Below are 14,553 nucleotides of genomic sequence, written 5' to 3'. Positions count from 1 at the left end.
GGAAAAGAAGGGTTCATGTGTACGAAATTGCAGGGAAATTGGGACGTTAACCGTTTCGCGTCTGCAACTTGCGGCTGATTGTCGGACCCTGCGTAAGAAAGAATTAAAAACCGGCTACTAGCGTTCCCGCCATCTTTGAACAATCCGGGCCGAGACCCGGCGGATCATATTTTATCCCCTGGGGGAACAGATGTCGCGCGCATTGATTGAAATCAGTAGTTGCAATGTAGATCTCGAGCTGCGGCCGATCGAACCGTCCTGGATCATCGAAGGCAATCCGGTGTCGCGCTCGCACATCCTGTCCACCAGCGCCGACGGCACCGCTTCGACCATCATCTGGGCCTGCACCGGAGGCCGCTTCAACTGGTATTACGACATCGATGAGACGATCATGATCATGGAAGGGTCGATCGTGCTCGAAAGCGACGGCATGCCGCCGAAGCGCTACGGCCCGGGCGACGTCATTTTCTTCCGCAACGGCGCGCATGCCAAATGGCATGTCGAGGGCCACGTCAAGAAGATCGCCTTCTGCCGCAAGACCAATCCCGTGATGATCGGCTTCCTGATCCGCGTCCTCAACAAGCTCAAGAAGATCTTCGTCTCCACCGGCGAGCGCCGTCCTGCCTCGCTGATGGGCGCCGGTTAGAGTTCAATCAGTTTCAAGGACGCTTCCCAGCGGTCACGACGGAACAGGGGGCCGGGATCAACATCCCGGCCCCTGTTCTCGTCATGGCGCCAATCACTTTAAGGCAGATCGAGCCGGTAGAAATCACTCGCGGTCTGCGAGAACAACGCCGTCTTCTCGGTCTCGCTCAAGGGCGCCGCGATACGCTTGAAGGCGTTGAAGATTACCTGATAGCTGCACTGGCCCTTGTCCGGCGGGAAATTGCTCTCGAACATCGCGCGCGTGGGTCCAAACGCCTCGATGCAGGTTTCAATGTAAGGCCGCCACGCCGCGGCAAGCTCCTCGGATAACGGCGGCCTCTCGCGCAAATGGAAGTCGTAGCCGAGCAGGCACATCGCGAGCCCGCCGAGCTTCACCACGACGTTCTCGCATTTCGCGATCTCCCGGATCGAGGCGCGCCATTGCGCAAACACCTCCTCGCGTCGCCCGGCAAAGCGGCCGATTCCGGCCGGGCCGCCGCAATGGTCGAGCACGATCCTGGTGTCGGGAAATGCGCGGGCGAGCTCGGTCAGCTCGCCGATTTGCGGATGGAACAGCCAGGCGTCGAAGCTCAGGTTCAGCGGCGCGAGACAGGCAAAGCCCTTCCGGAAGGTCGGGTCCTGCAACAATCCCTGCGGCCGGCTCGCATACATGCCGGCGACCGCGGGATCTGCGTCCCAGGCCGAGGAATGCCGGATGCCGCGGAAGCGACCGTTGCCCGCCGCGATCTCGGCCTCCAACACCGGTTGTGCGGCATCGCCGAGCAGCAGGTTGACGTGGCTGACGATGCCGGCGCAGATCGCCGCCTTGCCATAGCCGCCGCTGGCGCTCATCGCGGCGACGCCATTGGCGAACTCGACCTCGCCGACCGGCCGGAATGCTTCGGGCCCGTGCGCACGATACATCGAGCGGCAATCGACATAGACGGTGGCGGTGATGTTGTGGCCGGAGGCGATATCCGCCGCCATCTCCTCGATCAAATAGCGGTGCCCGCGATTCCAGAGATGGTGATGGGGATCGACGATCGGCCGTAAGGGATCGATGATCTCCTCGTGATGCAGCGCGAGCCAGTCCTCGCGCGGCTCGACGAATAGCCCGCTCGTGTTGGCGGGCAAACCGCTTGCGGCCATCGGCGTTCGCTCCCTTGATGTATGCTTCTTGTTCTGGGAGCCTAACACCTCGTTCTCGCGTGCAGCAGCGCGCGTTTCGCAACCGCACCCGTCATCGCGGGCACAGCGGCGCCGTCGTCAATCCTTGCGCCGCTTCGCCCTCACATCGACCAAAAGCCGCCAATCGGTTGCGGTGGCCGGCTTGACCTCGCCGAGCCAATGGAAGAAATCCTCGGTGATTTCCGTAAAACTCCAGCGCGTCAGGTCGCCGGCTTCGGTCGTGCCTTCCTGAACGATGTCGGCATCGCGTGGACGGCCGATCTGCTGGCGGAATATGCCGCGGCCGGGATCGAACCAGGAGATCCGCCAGGCATCGATGGTCGGATCGTAGACCCGCAGCGTCGTGCCGTACCAATTGCCGGCGATCGGCAAGGCCGGGCTGCCAGCCGGGCGCGGAATGATCCAGACGTCTTGCACGGCGCGGCCCTCCAGCACCCAGCCGAAATGGATTTCGCCGGGCGCGGTGTGTTTCGTTCCATCGGGTCCATGGGCGGTGATCTCGGCGTCCCAATCGCCGACGAAGCGGCCATAAAGCTGGAGCGCCGCCGCGTGCTCGGGGTTCGGTCCGTCCGCGTGCAATAATCTCGCAAAGTCGGTCATGTCCATCTCCTGTTTGCGAGGAGATCAGCACGACCGGACGGCAGCCGACTTGGAGAAAATTGCGCGGCGCCCGCCGTCAAGTCTTGTTGGGCGACAGATGCCCTATGCCAGGATTGGGCCTGTCGTTCGTTCGTCGGCTCGTCGCGCGTTCCGCGAGCCAAATGACGATGACGGAGACAATCACGAGACCCGCACCAAGCAACATCAGGCGCGAAAATGGCTCGCTCAGCACGAGGGTGCCGAGCAGTACAGCGATCACCGGGTTGACGAAAGTGTAGGTCGACACCAACGAGGTCGAGACGTTTTCCAGAAGCCAGTTGTAGGCAACGAATCCGATCACGCTGCCAGCGATGATCAGCCAAAGCACCGCTGCAAGCGAAGTCAGCGAAACCTCGCTCGGCCTGAAGTTTCCGATCTCGCCTGTCAGCCAACTGATCGTGAACAACACGGTACCGCCTATCGAAAGCTGGATGCCCGAAAGCAGGATAGCGGATGCCTGGCTCGACATGCTCCGGGACAAGATAGTCCCGGCCGACCATGACAAGGCCGCAGCCAGCAGCCAGACGACGGGAAGGATACTGATGCCGGCCTGCTCGACGTTTTGCCACGCCACGAGTCCGACGCCGAAGAAGCCCGGCACAAGAGCGAGCAGGGCGAAGGGCTTCGGTCGCTGATCGCCGGGGAACAAGACATCGATCAGCAGGATCCAGAACGGGATCGTGGCCAGCACGATGGCCGCCACGCCCGAAGGAACCGATTGCTGCGCGAAGGCGAGTACGCCATGGCAACCGACAAAGAACAGGAGCCCGCACAGGCTCGCCCTTATCCACGCCTGCGCGGATAGGTTCGCGACCTCACCGGCACTCATGGCCAGCAACAAGATGCCGCCACAGAGCGAACGCAGCGCCATCAGCAGAAATGGCGGAATCGATTTCAGGCCCAAAGTGATGGCGAAGTAGGTGGAACCCCACAGCAGGTAAATGGCCGCAAATGAGCCTATGACCAGCAACCTTCTGCTCATGACTGCTCCGATCGTAACTGATTTCGAAGCAACCAAGTCGGAGGAGGCTCATGCGTTCCGGCTCGGCGCGTCACACCCCGTCGAGGATGATCACCGTCGGCTTCGACGGCAACGCATCCCGAGACATCCGGAAACTTCGTTCCATGCGCCGGTCGATCTCGAACTGCTGGCCGATACGTTGCATGAAATCGTCGAGCGGGGTGGCGAAGCGGTGCATCGGCAGCACGACCGAGGCGCGCAGCCGCTTGGTGATCTCGGAGACGCCGTCGAGCGACATGGTGTAGGTGCCGTCGATCGGCACCATCACGATGTCGAGCCGCCCGATCTGGGCAAAATGGCTGTCGTCGAGCTTGTGGTGAAGATGGCCGAGATGGCCGATGCAGAGGCCCGCGACCTCGAAGATGAAGATCGAATTGCCGTCGCGGATCATGTCGGCGCCGGAATCGTCGCCGAAATAGCGACGGATGTCGGTGGTGACGTTGCGGATGAAGGTGTCGCCGATGCGCTCCGACACGATGGCCGGCTTGCCGTCCTCGCCCCAGCCATGCAGCACATGAGGAATGCGCTTGTCGGGATATAAAGAATAGTGCGTGCTGTGGGCCCGGTTCATGGTGACGACATCGGGCAGCCGGCCCACTTGGTAGGCCCCGCTATAGTCGGTCGCGATGCGCAAGCCGCCGGGCGTGTCGATGAAATAGGTGGAATGGCCTGCATAGGTAATCTGGACTTCAGCGGAGGCTGCGGCCTGCCGGAACGCGACCGGCGTCACGCGGGGTGCCGCATGCGCCATCGCCAGGCATTCGCTGCGCTGAGGTGATTGCTGCGCGAAGGCAGATGTTACCAGCCAACCGAGAAGCGCACAGACCGTCAGCAACAATCGAGACATCAGGAACCGTCCGGCGCTTATCGACGATCTGTGAGTGTATCTACGAATTATCCTCGCGTCATGTGGTGCCGGCGAGCCGCGCCATTCCACCGCTTGCTTTGATCAGTTTCACGGCCGCTTTGTCGAACGACACGAAAGTATCGGCCCCAAGCCAGTTGCCTTCGTGGGCGATGACGCCATCGGTAAAGTCACCCCCGGCCTCGAGGAGCGCTAATCCAGCCTCAGCTATGGGCCGGTTGACGACGACATTGGATGCATTGATCAAGTGCCGGATCGAAGCCGCGATATTTCCAGCAGAGGTTTTGTAGCCTCGTGAGAGGACCCAAGCCAACTCACATAATGCGGGGATCGAGATGGCTATGAGGTCCGCGTTCTCGAGAAGGGCTTCGGCCACCTTGCTCTGTTCGGCATCATCTTCGACCAGCACCCGTACCAGGACGTTGGTGTCGGGTGTTATCTTCATCGCTTGCTGGCCCAGCCGTCAGCAATGACCGCATTCATCTCCTCGATCGAGAGCGATCGACCGTTCGTCTTTCCCTTCAAAAAGCCGAAGGCATCCGAAATCTCTCCGGTGGGCCGAACTGCTCTCACCTCAACTCGCCCGCCAGGAAGCTTTTCTATCGAAATCTTGTCGCCCGGATGTACACCGAGGTGCTCCAGGAGGTCTTTCCGTAGCGTAACCTGCCCCTTTGCCGTGACCGTGAGCGTGCTCATGGGGATCCCTCAATACTGAGTCCTCGATAGGTAAGGCATTTTATCCTTACTTTCAAGGCAGGCAGCCTTCACTCCCGCCTTGGGCTGAACTTCCAGGTGATGGCGACGAGGCCCGCGGTGATCAGGCCGCTGACGAGACCGACGATGGGCAGCGTGAGCACCAGCGCGGCGCTGGCAGCCCAGCCGATCGAGGAGAACGCCTCGGCAAAGGTCGCAAGTCGCGACGAGGTCTGGCGACGGCGAAATTGGCTGCGCCGGGCCTGCACCCGGAACCAGAGCTGGATTGCGGTGGCGGAGGCCGCGCTGACGATGACCGCACCGGCGCTGACCGCGGCCTGGAACGCCGAGGCGAAAGCGAGCGCCGCGATCAGCGGGCAGAAGACGATGGCGATCGCGATCAGCACCACCTCGATCTTGGCGCGGATGACGCTGGACGGCGTCAGCGGCGCGGTCGCAACCAGGTCGGGCGCGTCCTCGCCCGAGATCGTCAGCCAGGCAAGCCCGCCGGCGAGTTGGCCGGCCGCCATGACGATGACGGGCGTGATCAGCGTCAGCGCCGCGGAGCTGTCGGCAAAGTTGCGCCAGAGCAGCAGCGCCGGCGGCACCAGATAGAGCAGCTGCATCAGCGTCTGCGAGATCAGCCAGGGATCGCGCCAGAGCAGCGAAAATTCCTTGCGCCGCAGGGCATGCTGACGCGATCCGCCGCGGAACGGGCGCTCCTTCGCGCTGCGACGGCCGGACGCGCCATAGGCGGCGGCATCGATCGCCGTGTCGGCGAAGCGGCCCGAGAAGATCGCCATGACGCTTCCGAGCAGCACGAGCCCGAGCGCTAGGAGCAGCAGCAGCGCTTCGGCGTCTCCCATCGCCGCCCGCGCCGGCCACCACCAGATGCTGTCGGCATCGGGCGCGTAAGCGGCCAAGCTACCCGAGGTCAGGATGGTGAAGCGCGACAGCGTGCCGTAGGACATGATCGCCGCCACCTGAAGCGCGATCACGAAGCCGGCGCCGATGATGGCGGCGAGGATCTGGGCGACGAACCGTGTCCGCGCCGGACCGATCAGGCGAAACAGCAGGATGGTGACGGCGATCGCGATCGCTGCGGCCGACAGGCCCATGGCGACAACGACGCCGAACGCAGCAAGCCAGCGCGCGCCGCCCCCGAATACCAGCACGTCGATGAAGGGCGTCGAGAACAGCAGCGCCATCACCGTGATGGCGAGCGCGATCGCGGCGATGCGCACCGAGAACAGATTGGCCAGCGTCGCGGGTGAGGACATGATGAGGTCGAGATCGGCGCGTGCGTAAAACACCCGGGTCACCGATTCGATTGCCTGCGACAGCATCAGCGTCCAGGCGAGAAAAATCGTCGCCGAGATCACGATCAGCGAGGATTTGTCGAGTGGCAATTGCAGGTCGGCGAAGCGGCCGATCACCGCCCAGGCCGGTACGTGCAGCAGCGCCGCGAAGAACAGCAGGCCGATTACCGCCGCACGTGTTCGTTTGCGCCGCCCGCCGGTCATCATGGCGAGCCATTCGCGCCAGGCGAGCCGGAGCTCGTGGCGGGCGAACCAGGACAGCGCGGTGGCCGAGCTCATGCGGCTTCCGGAAGCGTCACCAGCGCGATGAAGAGATCTTCCAGGCTGGTGTCGGCGTGCCCGTTTTGCTGCCGGAGCTCGGTTAGCGTGCCCTCGGCAACCAGGCGGCCGGCTGCGATCACACCGATACGGTCAGCCATGCGTTCGGCGACCTCGAGGATATGCGTGGTCATGATGACGGTGCAACCGGCGCGGACGCGCTCGCTCAGGAGTCCCTTGACATGGCGGGCGGAGACGGCATCCAGTCCCGTCAGCGGTTCGTCGAGGATGATGAGGCGGGGATCGTGCACCAGGGCGCCGGCGAGGGCGACCTTCTGGCGCATGCCCTTGGAAAAACCCTCGCAGCGTTCGTGCCGGTGCGGCTCGAGCCCGAGCGAGTTCAGGAGACCCGCGGCGACCGGTTCCGAGGCCGATGGTGCGATGCCCCACAGACCGGCCACGAATTCGAGATATTCGAGCGGCGTGAGCTTGTCGTAGATCATGGGCTCGTCGGAGACCCACGCCATCACCTGCTTGGCGGCGACGGGGTTTTGGAGCGCATCGATGCCGAAGATGGAGACCGCGCCGGCATCGGGCCGCAAAAGGCCTGCAACCATGCGCAAAGTGGTGGTCTTGCCGGCGCCGTTGGGGCCGACCAGCGCATAGAATTCGCCGGCATGGATGGTGAGATCGAGGTTATCGACCGCCAGACGGTCAAAACACTTCGTTAACCCCATGACTTCGAGCGCCGAGTCGTCCGTCTTCATGGCGGCCACACCTTGCGGTTTTGCATCGCTCGCGACCATGCCCCGAAGATGTTTCGGCACCGTGAATCGCGCTGCCGCAAATTCCGTCATCCGGATTGGACTAATGGCAAGTCACCGTTTGTTGACAGCGCTTGGCGGTTCAGGCTGAATTGGCAAAGGGACGAATGGCGCTAACGCAGCGAAACGACTGCGTAGCGACTGAACACAAGATGCGGCAAGGCGGTCAGGAAGAACCGCCGGTTGTATCGGGAGGATGCGCGACGATGCTGGATTTCGTTCAGCAGCTGGTCAGCGGTGTTGCGCTCGGCTGCGTCTACGGCCTGATCGCGCTCGGCTTCGTGCTTGTCTACAAGGCCACCGAGGTCGTCAATTTCGCGCAGGGCGATTTGATGATGCTGGGCGGCTTCTTTGCCTTCACCTTCATTGGCATGATGGGGCTGAACTACTGGGTCGGCTTTGCCGGCGCGGTGGCGGCAATGGCGCTGTTCGGCATGCTCGCCGAGCGCGTGGTGGTGCGGCCGATCCTCGGCTATCCGCAATTCTCCATCATCATGGCCACCATCGGGCTCGGCTATTTCCTGCGCTCGGTCTCCGGCATGATCTGGGGCACCGACGATTTCAAGATCGACACGCCCTTCAGCCAGGGCGTGCTGCGGATCGGTTCGCTGGTGCTCGCCCATGACAAGCTCTCGGTGATCGCGGCCACCGTCATCCTCTGCGCCCTGCTCTGGCTGTTCTTCAACAAGACCACGCTCGGGACCGCGATGCGCGCCAGTTCCGAGAACATGCTGGCCGCCTATTACATGGGCATCCCGGTCAAGCGCGTGGTGTCGATCGTCTGGGCGATCAGCGCGGCGGTTGCGACCTGCGCCGGCGTGCTGCTGGCGCCGATCACCTTCATCCATTCCAATGTCGGTCTGGTGCTGGGGCTGAAAGCGTTTCCGGCCGCCGTGCTCGGCGGCTTCGGCTCGATCCCCGGCGCCGTCGTCGGCGGCGTCCTGATCGGCGTCATCGAGAGCATGGCCGGCTTCTATCTGGCCGAGGGCTGGAAGGACGTCGCGCCCTACGTCGTGCTGCTCGCCGTGCTCTTGCTCAAGCCCGAAGGCCTGTTCGGCCTTCATGTCCGCAAGAAAGTCTGAACGCATGCGCTTCCTGTTCAAGACCGACTACGAGGACGACATCAGGCTGTTTCCGCATTCTGGCTATTACGTCTCCTACGGTCTCCTGCTGGCCGTGCTGCTGATCGCGCCCTATGTGCTCTCCAGCTATCTGATGAGCCAGCTCGTCTTCGTCTGCATCTATGCGACCGTCGGCGTGGCGCTGCTGATTCTGACGGGTTTCACCGGGCAGGCCTCGCTCGGGCACGCGGCGTTTCTCGCGATCGGTGCGTATACGGCGGCCTATTTGCAGAAGTATGGTGTGCCGTTCCCGGTCTACTTTCTCGCCGCCGGGCTCCTGACCGGGCTGATCGGTGCGCTGGTCGGATTCCCCGCGCTGCGGCTGCAAGGCATTTATCTCGTCATCGCCACCATCTCCTTCGCCTTCATCGTCGAGGAGATTCTGGCGCGATGGGAGAGCGTCACCAACGGCAACGAGGGCATGCGGATCAAGGCGGTGTCGCTGTTTGGGGTCGCAGTCTCGCGCGACAGCCCCACTTTCTATTTCCTTTGCCTCGCCGTGCTGGTGCTGACCATCGTCGGCACGCTCAATTTGCTGCGGTCGCCCACGGGGCGCGCCTTCGTCGCGATCCGCGACAGCGAGACGGCGGCGCGCAGCATGGGCGTCAATGTCGCGCTGTACAAGGTGAAGTCCTTTGCGATCTCCGCGGCGATCACCGGCTTCGCCGGCGTGTTGTTCGCGCACAAGCTCTCCTTCATCTCGCCGGAGATGTTCACGCTTCAGCTCTCGATCGAGTTCATCATCGTGATCCTGATCGGCGGCACCTTCAGCCTGCACGGCGCAGTGCTGGGAGCGATCTTCATCGTGATGATCGATCCGTTCCTGACCTACCTCAAGGACGACATGCCCGGCATCATCGCCGGCATTGCAGCGACGTTCGGAGCGGGCACGCAAGCCGCGGCCAATGTCCAGTCCAAGGTCGCGGCCTTTGCCTCGCTCAACGGCTTGAAAGGCGCCATCTACGGCATCATCATCGTATTGTTCGTGCTGTTCGAGCCGCTCGGGCTTTACGGCCGCTGGCTCAAGATCAAACTCTTCTTCCAGCTGTTCCCGCTTTACAAGCGCGCCACCTTCAAGCGGCAGAAGATCTACGTGAAGTCGGAGCGCAACCGATGAGCTATTTTCGCGCCGAGAGTTTGTCGCTGCATTTCGGCGGGCTGAAGGCCGTCGATGCGGTGTCGTTCGCGGTCGAAAAGGGCGAGATCCTCTCGATCATCGGGCCGAACGGCGCCGGCAAGAGCTCGATTTTCAACCTGATTTCGCGGATCTACCGGCCGACCTCGGGTCGCATCTTTTTCGAGGATCAGGACATCACGGAGCAGCCGCCCCATGACATCGCAAGGCTTGGCATCGCCCGCACGTTCCAGAACATCGAGCTGTTCGAGAATGCGACGGTGTTGTCGAACCTGCTGGTCGGCCGCCACCGGCATTCGACCACGCAGCTTTGGCAGGAGCTGTTGTTCCTGCCAGGCGTACGCGCCGACGAGAAGGTGCATCGCCGCAGGGTCGAGCAGGTCATCGAATTCCTCGATCTCGAGCCCTACCGCGACAAGCTGATCTCGGGTCTGCCTTACGGCGTGCGCAAGGTGATCGAGCTGGCGCGCGCGCTATGCTCGGAGCCGAAGCTGATCCTGCTCGACGAGCCGTCCTCGGGCCTCAACGTGGAGGAGACTGACGACATGTCGTTCTGGATCCGCGACCTGAAGAGCGAGCTCGGCGTCACCGTGCTGATGGTCGAGCACGACATGTCGCTGGTCAACCGCGTCTCCGACCGCGTCATCGCGCTGAACTACGGCAGGGTGCTGGCGATGGGCTCGCCGGCCGAAGTGCAAGAGCACCCCGATGTCGTCGCCGCCTATCTGGGAGCCTGACGCGATGGATGCCGTGGCGACACCAGATATCATCCTGAAACTCTCCAACATCGAGAGCTATTACGGGCCGATCATGGCGATCCGCGGCATCTCGCTCGAAGTGCCGCGCGGCCGCATCGTCACGCTGCTGGGCGCCAACGGCGCCGGCAAGACCACGGTGCTGAAGACGATCTCGGGCATTCTCGACCCGCAGAAGGGCGCCATCGAGTTCATGGGCAAGTCGATCCAGCGCATGGAGGCGGACAGGATCGTGCGGCTGGGCCTCAGCCATGTGCCGGAGGGCCGCGAGGTGTTCCCGTTCCTCTCCGTGCGCGAGAACCTGATGATGGGGGCCTATCCGCGCAAGGATCGCGACGGCGTCGCGGACGATCTGGAGCGCGTCTACGGCTATTTCCCGCGGCTGAAGGAGCGCATCAACCAGCCGGCCGGACAGCTCTCCGGCGGCGAGCAGCAGATGCTCGCAATCGGCCGCGCGCTGATGAACCGGCCGACGCTGTTGCTGCTCGACGAGCCCTCGCTTGGGCTGTCGCCGCTGCTGGTGAAGGAGATCTTCGCCATCATCCGTCGGGTCAACGAGGAGCAGGGCATGTCGATCCTGCTGGTCGAGCAGAACGCCAAGGTGGCGCTGGAGACGGCGCACTATGGCTATGTGCTGGAAATCGGCCGGATCGTGATGAACGACAGCTGCGACCGCTTGATGCATTCGAAGGACATCCAGGAATTCTACCTGGGCGCCAAGGAAGCCGGCGCACGAGGCGAGCGGCGCTGGAAAAAGAAGAAGACTTGGCGTTAGAGGAAGCCTTAAATACCAAAGTCCATCCGCTAATATAGACCGCCGGCAAGGCAGGCAGTGGAGGGGAGCGCGACAAGGAGGAGACGTGCATGGCCCGACCGGCGGTGCTGACGGTCGCTGACACGATCGCGAAAAGCTTTTTGCGCGCCGCGGAGACGCGGGGCGACAGGCCGGCTATACGCGAGAAGAAATTCGGGATCTGGCAGCCGACCAGCTGGCGCGAATGGCTGGAGATCTCGAAGGAGATCGCCTACGCGCTGCACGCCATCGGCTTCAGGCCCGGCGACGTTGCTTCCATCATCGCCAACGCCGTGCCGGAATGGGTCCATGTCGACATGGGCATTCTGTGCGCCGGCGGCGTCTCTTCCGGGATCTATCCGACCGATGCCTCATCCCAGGTCGAATATCTCGTCAACGATTCCCGGACGAAAGTGATCTTCGCCGAGGACGAGGAGCAGCTCGACAAGATCCTGGCCTCCCGCGCACGCTGTCCGTCCCTGCGAAAGATCATCGTGTTCGACATGGAGGGCCTTAGCGGCTTCTCCGACGACATGGTGATGTCGCTCGACGAGTTCCGCGCGCTCGGGCGCAACCACATGGCCGGCCGCGAGGCGCTGTGGCAGGAGATGGTCGACAGTCGCAGCGCGAGCGATCTCGCGGTCCTCGTCTATACATCCGGCACCACGGGCCCGCCCAAGGGCGCCATGCACGCCAATCGCAGCGTCACGCACCAGATGCGGCACGCCGATGATTTCATTCCAGCGCGCGAGAACGAGGAGCGGCTGATTTTCCTGCCGCTCTGCCACGTCGCCGAGCGGATCGGCGGCTATTACATCTCGGTCGCGCTCGGCTCGGTGATGAATTTTGCCGAGAGTCCCGAGACTGTGCCGGACAATCTGCGCGAGGTGCAGCCGACCATCTTCCTCGCGGTGCCGCGGATTTGGGAGAAGTTCTATTCCGCGATCACCATCGCGCTGAAGGATGCGACGCCGTTGCAGCAATGGGTGTACCGCCGCGCCATCGACATTGGTTATCGCATGGTCGATTGCAGGATCGAAGGGAAGCCGCCGCCGCTGTCGTTGCGCATCGCCAACGGCATCGCTTACCGGCTCGCTTTTCGCAACATCCGACGCATGATCGGGCTCGACCGATGCCGCATCGCCTTCACCGGCGCGGCGCCGATCGCGCCGGAGCTGATCCGCTGGTATCTCGCGCTCGGCATCGACATCCACGAACTCTACGGCCAGACCGAGAATTGCGGGGTCGCCACCATGATGCCGGCGGAAGGCATCAAGCTTGGCTCGGTGGGCAAGGCGGTGTCGTGGGGGGAAGTGGCGCTGTCGCCCGACGGCGAGATCCTGATCAGGGGCGACTTCCTGTTCATGGGCTATCTGAATCAGCCGGAGAGGACAGCTGAGGCGATCGACCATCGCGGCTGGCTGCATACCGGCGACGTCGGCACCATCGACAATGAGGGCTTCGTCCGCATCACCGACCGGATGAAGGACATCATCATCACCTCGGGCGGCAAGAACATCACGCCGTCCGAGATCGAGAATCAGCTGAAATTCTCGCCCTACATCTCGGATTCCGTGGTGATCGGCGACAAGCGGCCATACCTCACCTGCCTCGTGATGATCGACCAGGAGAATGTCGAGAAGTTCGCGCAGGACCACGACATCCCCTTTACCAATTATGCCAGCCTGTGCCGCGCGGCGGAGATCCAGGATCTGATCTGGCGCGAGATCGAAGCGGTCAATGCCAATTTCGCCCGCGTCGAGACCATCAAGAGATTCTATCTGATCGAACGCCAGCTCACTCCGGAGGACGAGGAGCTGACGCCGACCATGAAGCTGAAGCGCGGCTTCGTGAACAAGCGTTATGCCGCCGAAATCGACGCGATGTATCCGGCGCGGGCGGTGGCTTGAACAATCTTGTTTAAATAACAGCGAAGGAGTGATGGCCCCACCCTTCGCACCATAAGGGCCCCAAGGAGAGGAGACGTCAATGTCGAGATCGTTGAGAACGTTCGGCCTTGCGGCAGGCGCGGTGGTGCTCACCTGTCTGCCCGCCGTCGCGCAAACCAAGGTCACCAATGAAGGCATCTCGGCGTCCGAGATCGTCATCGGCACCCATCAGGATCTGTCGGGGCCGATCAAGGTCTGGGGCGTGCCGGTCTCCAACGGCATGAAGATGGCGGTCGAGGAAATCAATGCGGCCGGTGGCATCAATGGCCGCAAGATCAGGATGATCCTCGAGGACAACGGCTACGATCCGAAGAAGGGCGTGCTGGCGTCCCAGAAGATGGTCGAGCGCGACAAGATATTTGCAATGATCGGCTCGATGGGATCGGCGCCGACGCTCGCCGCGCAGGACATCCTGTTCGATGCCGGCGTGCTCCAGCTCTTCCCGCTGACCGCCGCCGAGTTCACCTTCAAGTTCGACCCGGCCAAGCCGCAGGAGCGGCTGAAGTTCAACAACCTCTTGCCCTATGTTGAGAGCACGCGCGCCGCGCTGAAATACATGGTGGAGTGGAAGAACTTCCAGAAGCCCTGCATCATGCACCAGGACGACGAGTACGGAAAGAACGTGCTCGACGGCTTCACCCAGCAATTGACGGTCATGAAGCTGCAGCCGGCGTCGGTGACGAGCTACAAGCGCGGCGCCTCCGATTTCAGCGCGCAGATCGCCAAGATGAAGTCCGACGGCTGCGATCTCGTCGTGCTCGGCACCGTGATCCGCGAGACCATCGGCGCGATGACGGAGGCGAAGAAACTTGGTTGGGACGTTACTTTCCTGGGGGCGACGCCGACCAACGTGCTGGAAGTGCCGGCACTCGGCAAGGACGCCGTCGAGGGCCTTTATGCGGCGAGCGGCTTCGAGATCCCCTATGAGGACACCGCCAAGGGCAAGGTCCACGACTGGCTCATCAACTACAAGAAGATGTTCAACACCGATGCCAATACCCAGGCGATCATCGGCTACAACGCGGTGACGACGTTTGCGTTCTACGCCAACAAGGCGGGCAAGGATCTGACCGGCCAGAAGATGCTGGACGCGCTGGAATCGGGCGACAAGTTCCTCGACATCTTCAACTCGCCGCCGACCAAATTCTCCAAGACCGACCACCTCGCCAACACCATCACCCAGGTGCAGCAGGTCAAGGGCGGCCGCTGGGTTCTGGTGAAGGACAATCTGATGTTTTGATTTCTTCGCCTCTCCCCGCATGCGGGGAGAGGCCGGGATTTGCGCAGCAAATTCCGGGTGAGGGGGCTCTCCGCGAGTCGACCTGTCACCGGATTCGCTGAAGCAGCC

The 14,553-nt window shown here is 62.6% G+C and carries 15 protein-coding genes; 7 read left to right on the top strand and 8 right to left on the bottom strand.

The window, feature by feature from the left end:
- Positions 1-190: 190 nt before the first annotated feature.
- Complete coding sequence (locus tag ABIB90_RS06810; RefSeq protein ID WP_219681121.1) at positions 191-646, top strand: cupin domain-containing protein; 456 nt, start codon at positions 191-193, stop codon at positions 644-646.
- Between the two features lie 98 nt (positions 647-744).
- Here the strand turns inward: ABIB90_RS06810 and ABIB90_RS06805 are convergent, their stop codons facing one another.
- The 8 genes from ABIB90_RS06805 to ABIB90_RS06770 all read right to left on the bottom strand — a co-directional run bounded on the left by ABIB90_RS06805 (position 745) and on the right by ABIB90_RS06770 (position 7,395).
- Positions 745-1,794 carry an amidohydrolase family protein gene (locus ABIB90_RS06805; protein ID WP_354200505.1) on the bottom strand — a complete coding sequence of 350 codons (1,050 nt, stop codon included), beginning with the start codon at positions 1,792-1,794 and terminating at the stop codon, positions 745-747.
- Between the two features lie 117 nt (positions 1,795-1,911).
- Positions 1,912-2,433, bottom strand: coding sequence for a hypothetical protein (locus ABIB90_RS06800; RefSeq protein ID WP_007599519.1), 522 nt, complete (start codon positions 2,431-2,433; stop codon positions 1,912-1,914).
- A 76-nt stretch (positions 2,434-2,509) separates the two neighbouring features.
- A complete protein-coding gene (locus tag ABIB90_RS06795; RefSeq protein ID WP_354200504.1) occupies positions 2,510-3,454 on the bottom strand; it encodes an EamA family transporter in 945 nt (314 codons plus the stop codon).
- Between the two features lie 70 nt (positions 3,455-3,524).
- Positions 3,525-4,340 (bottom strand): MBL fold metallo-hydrolase, encoded by an 816-nt coding sequence (locus ABIB90_RS06790; RefSeq protein ID WP_354200503.1) that lies wholly within the window; start codon positions 4,338-4,340, stop codon positions 3,525-3,527.
- Between the two features lie 58 nt (positions 4,341-4,398).
- Complete coding sequence (locus tag ABIB90_RS06785) at positions 4,399-4,803, bottom strand: type II toxin-antitoxin system VapC family toxin (protein ID WP_007599522.1); 405 nt, start codon at positions 4,801-4,803, stop codon at positions 4,399-4,401.
- On the bottom strand, positions 4,800-5,054 hold the full coding sequence (locus ABIB90_RS06780) for an AbrB/MazE/SpoVT family DNA-binding domain-containing protein (protein WP_007599523.1): 255 nt from the start codon (positions 5,052-5,054) through the stop codon (positions 4,800-4,802). Before ABIB90_RS06780 ends, ABIB90_RS06785 begins: the two co-directional genes overlap by 4 nt.
- 68 nt (positions 5,055-5,122) lie before the next feature.
- On the bottom strand, positions 5,123-6,649 hold the full coding sequence (locus tag ABIB90_RS06775) for a permease (RefSeq protein WP_219681131.1): 1,527 nt from the start codon (positions 6,647-6,649) through the stop codon (positions 5,123-5,125).
- Positions 6,646-7,395 (bottom strand): ABC transporter ATP-binding protein, encoded by a 750-nt coding sequence (locus ABIB90_RS06770; RefSeq protein WP_219681133.1) that lies wholly within the window; start codon positions 7,393-7,395, stop codon positions 6,646-6,648. Before ABIB90_RS06770 ends, ABIB90_RS06775 begins: the two co-directional genes overlap by 4 nt.
- 263 nt (positions 7,396-7,658) lie before the next feature.
- On the opposite strand from ABIB90_RS06770, the gene ABIB90_RS06765 reads away from it, so the two are divergent.
- From ABIB90_RS06765 to ABIB90_RS06740, 6 genes are all read left to right on the top strand, one after another.
- Complete coding sequence (locus ABIB90_RS06765; RefSeq protein ID WP_354159640.1) at positions 7,659-8,534, top strand: branched-chain amino acid ABC transporter permease; 876 nt, start codon at positions 7,659-7,661, stop codon at positions 8,532-8,534.
- Between the two features lie 4 nt (positions 8,535-8,538).
- Positions 8,539-9,690: a branched-chain amino acid ABC transporter permease gene (locus ABIB90_RS06760; RefSeq protein ID WP_027515317.1), complete on the top strand. Its 1,152-nt coding sequence runs from the start codon at positions 8,539-8,541 to the stop codon at positions 9,688-9,690.
- Positions 9,687-10,445, top strand: coding sequence for an ABC transporter ATP-binding protein (locus tag ABIB90_RS06755; protein WP_007599535.1), 759 nt, complete (start codon positions 9,687-9,689; stop codon positions 10,443-10,445). Before ABIB90_RS06760 ends, ABIB90_RS06755 begins: the two co-directional genes overlap by 4 nt.
- 4 nt (positions 10,446-10,449) lie before the next feature.
- Positions 10,450-11,238 carry an ABC transporter ATP-binding protein gene (locus ABIB90_RS06750; protein WP_007599536.1) on the top strand — a complete coding sequence of 263 codons (789 nt, stop codon included), beginning with the start codon at positions 10,450-10,452 and terminating at the stop codon, positions 11,236-11,238.
- 89 nt (positions 11,239-11,327) lie between these two features.
- Positions 11,328-13,166, top strand: a complete 1,839-nt coding sequence (locus ABIB90_RS06745; protein WP_354200502.1) for an AMP-dependent synthetase/ligase — start codon at positions 11,328-11,330, stop codon at positions 13,164-13,166.
- Positions 13,167-13,245: 79 nt separating this feature from the next.
- The gene (locus ABIB90_RS06740) at positions 13,246-14,445 is read left to right on the top strand and encodes an ABC transporter substrate-binding protein (RefSeq protein WP_354200501.1); all 1,200 of its coding nucleotides are present in this window, start codon (positions 13,246-13,248) and stop codon (positions 14,443-14,445) included.
- Positions 14,446-14,553: the final 108 nt, after the last annotated feature.

Origin of the sequence: Bradyrhizobium sp. JR4.1 (genome assembly GCF_040548605.1) — a bacterium.
Taxonomy (GTDB): Bacteria; Pseudomonadota; Alphaproteobacteria; order Rhizobiales; family Xanthobacteraceae; genus Bradyrhizobium; species Bradyrhizobium canariense.
Note: the sequence above shows the minus strand (reverse complement) of the source record. Positions and strands in the feature narration are given on the sequence as shown.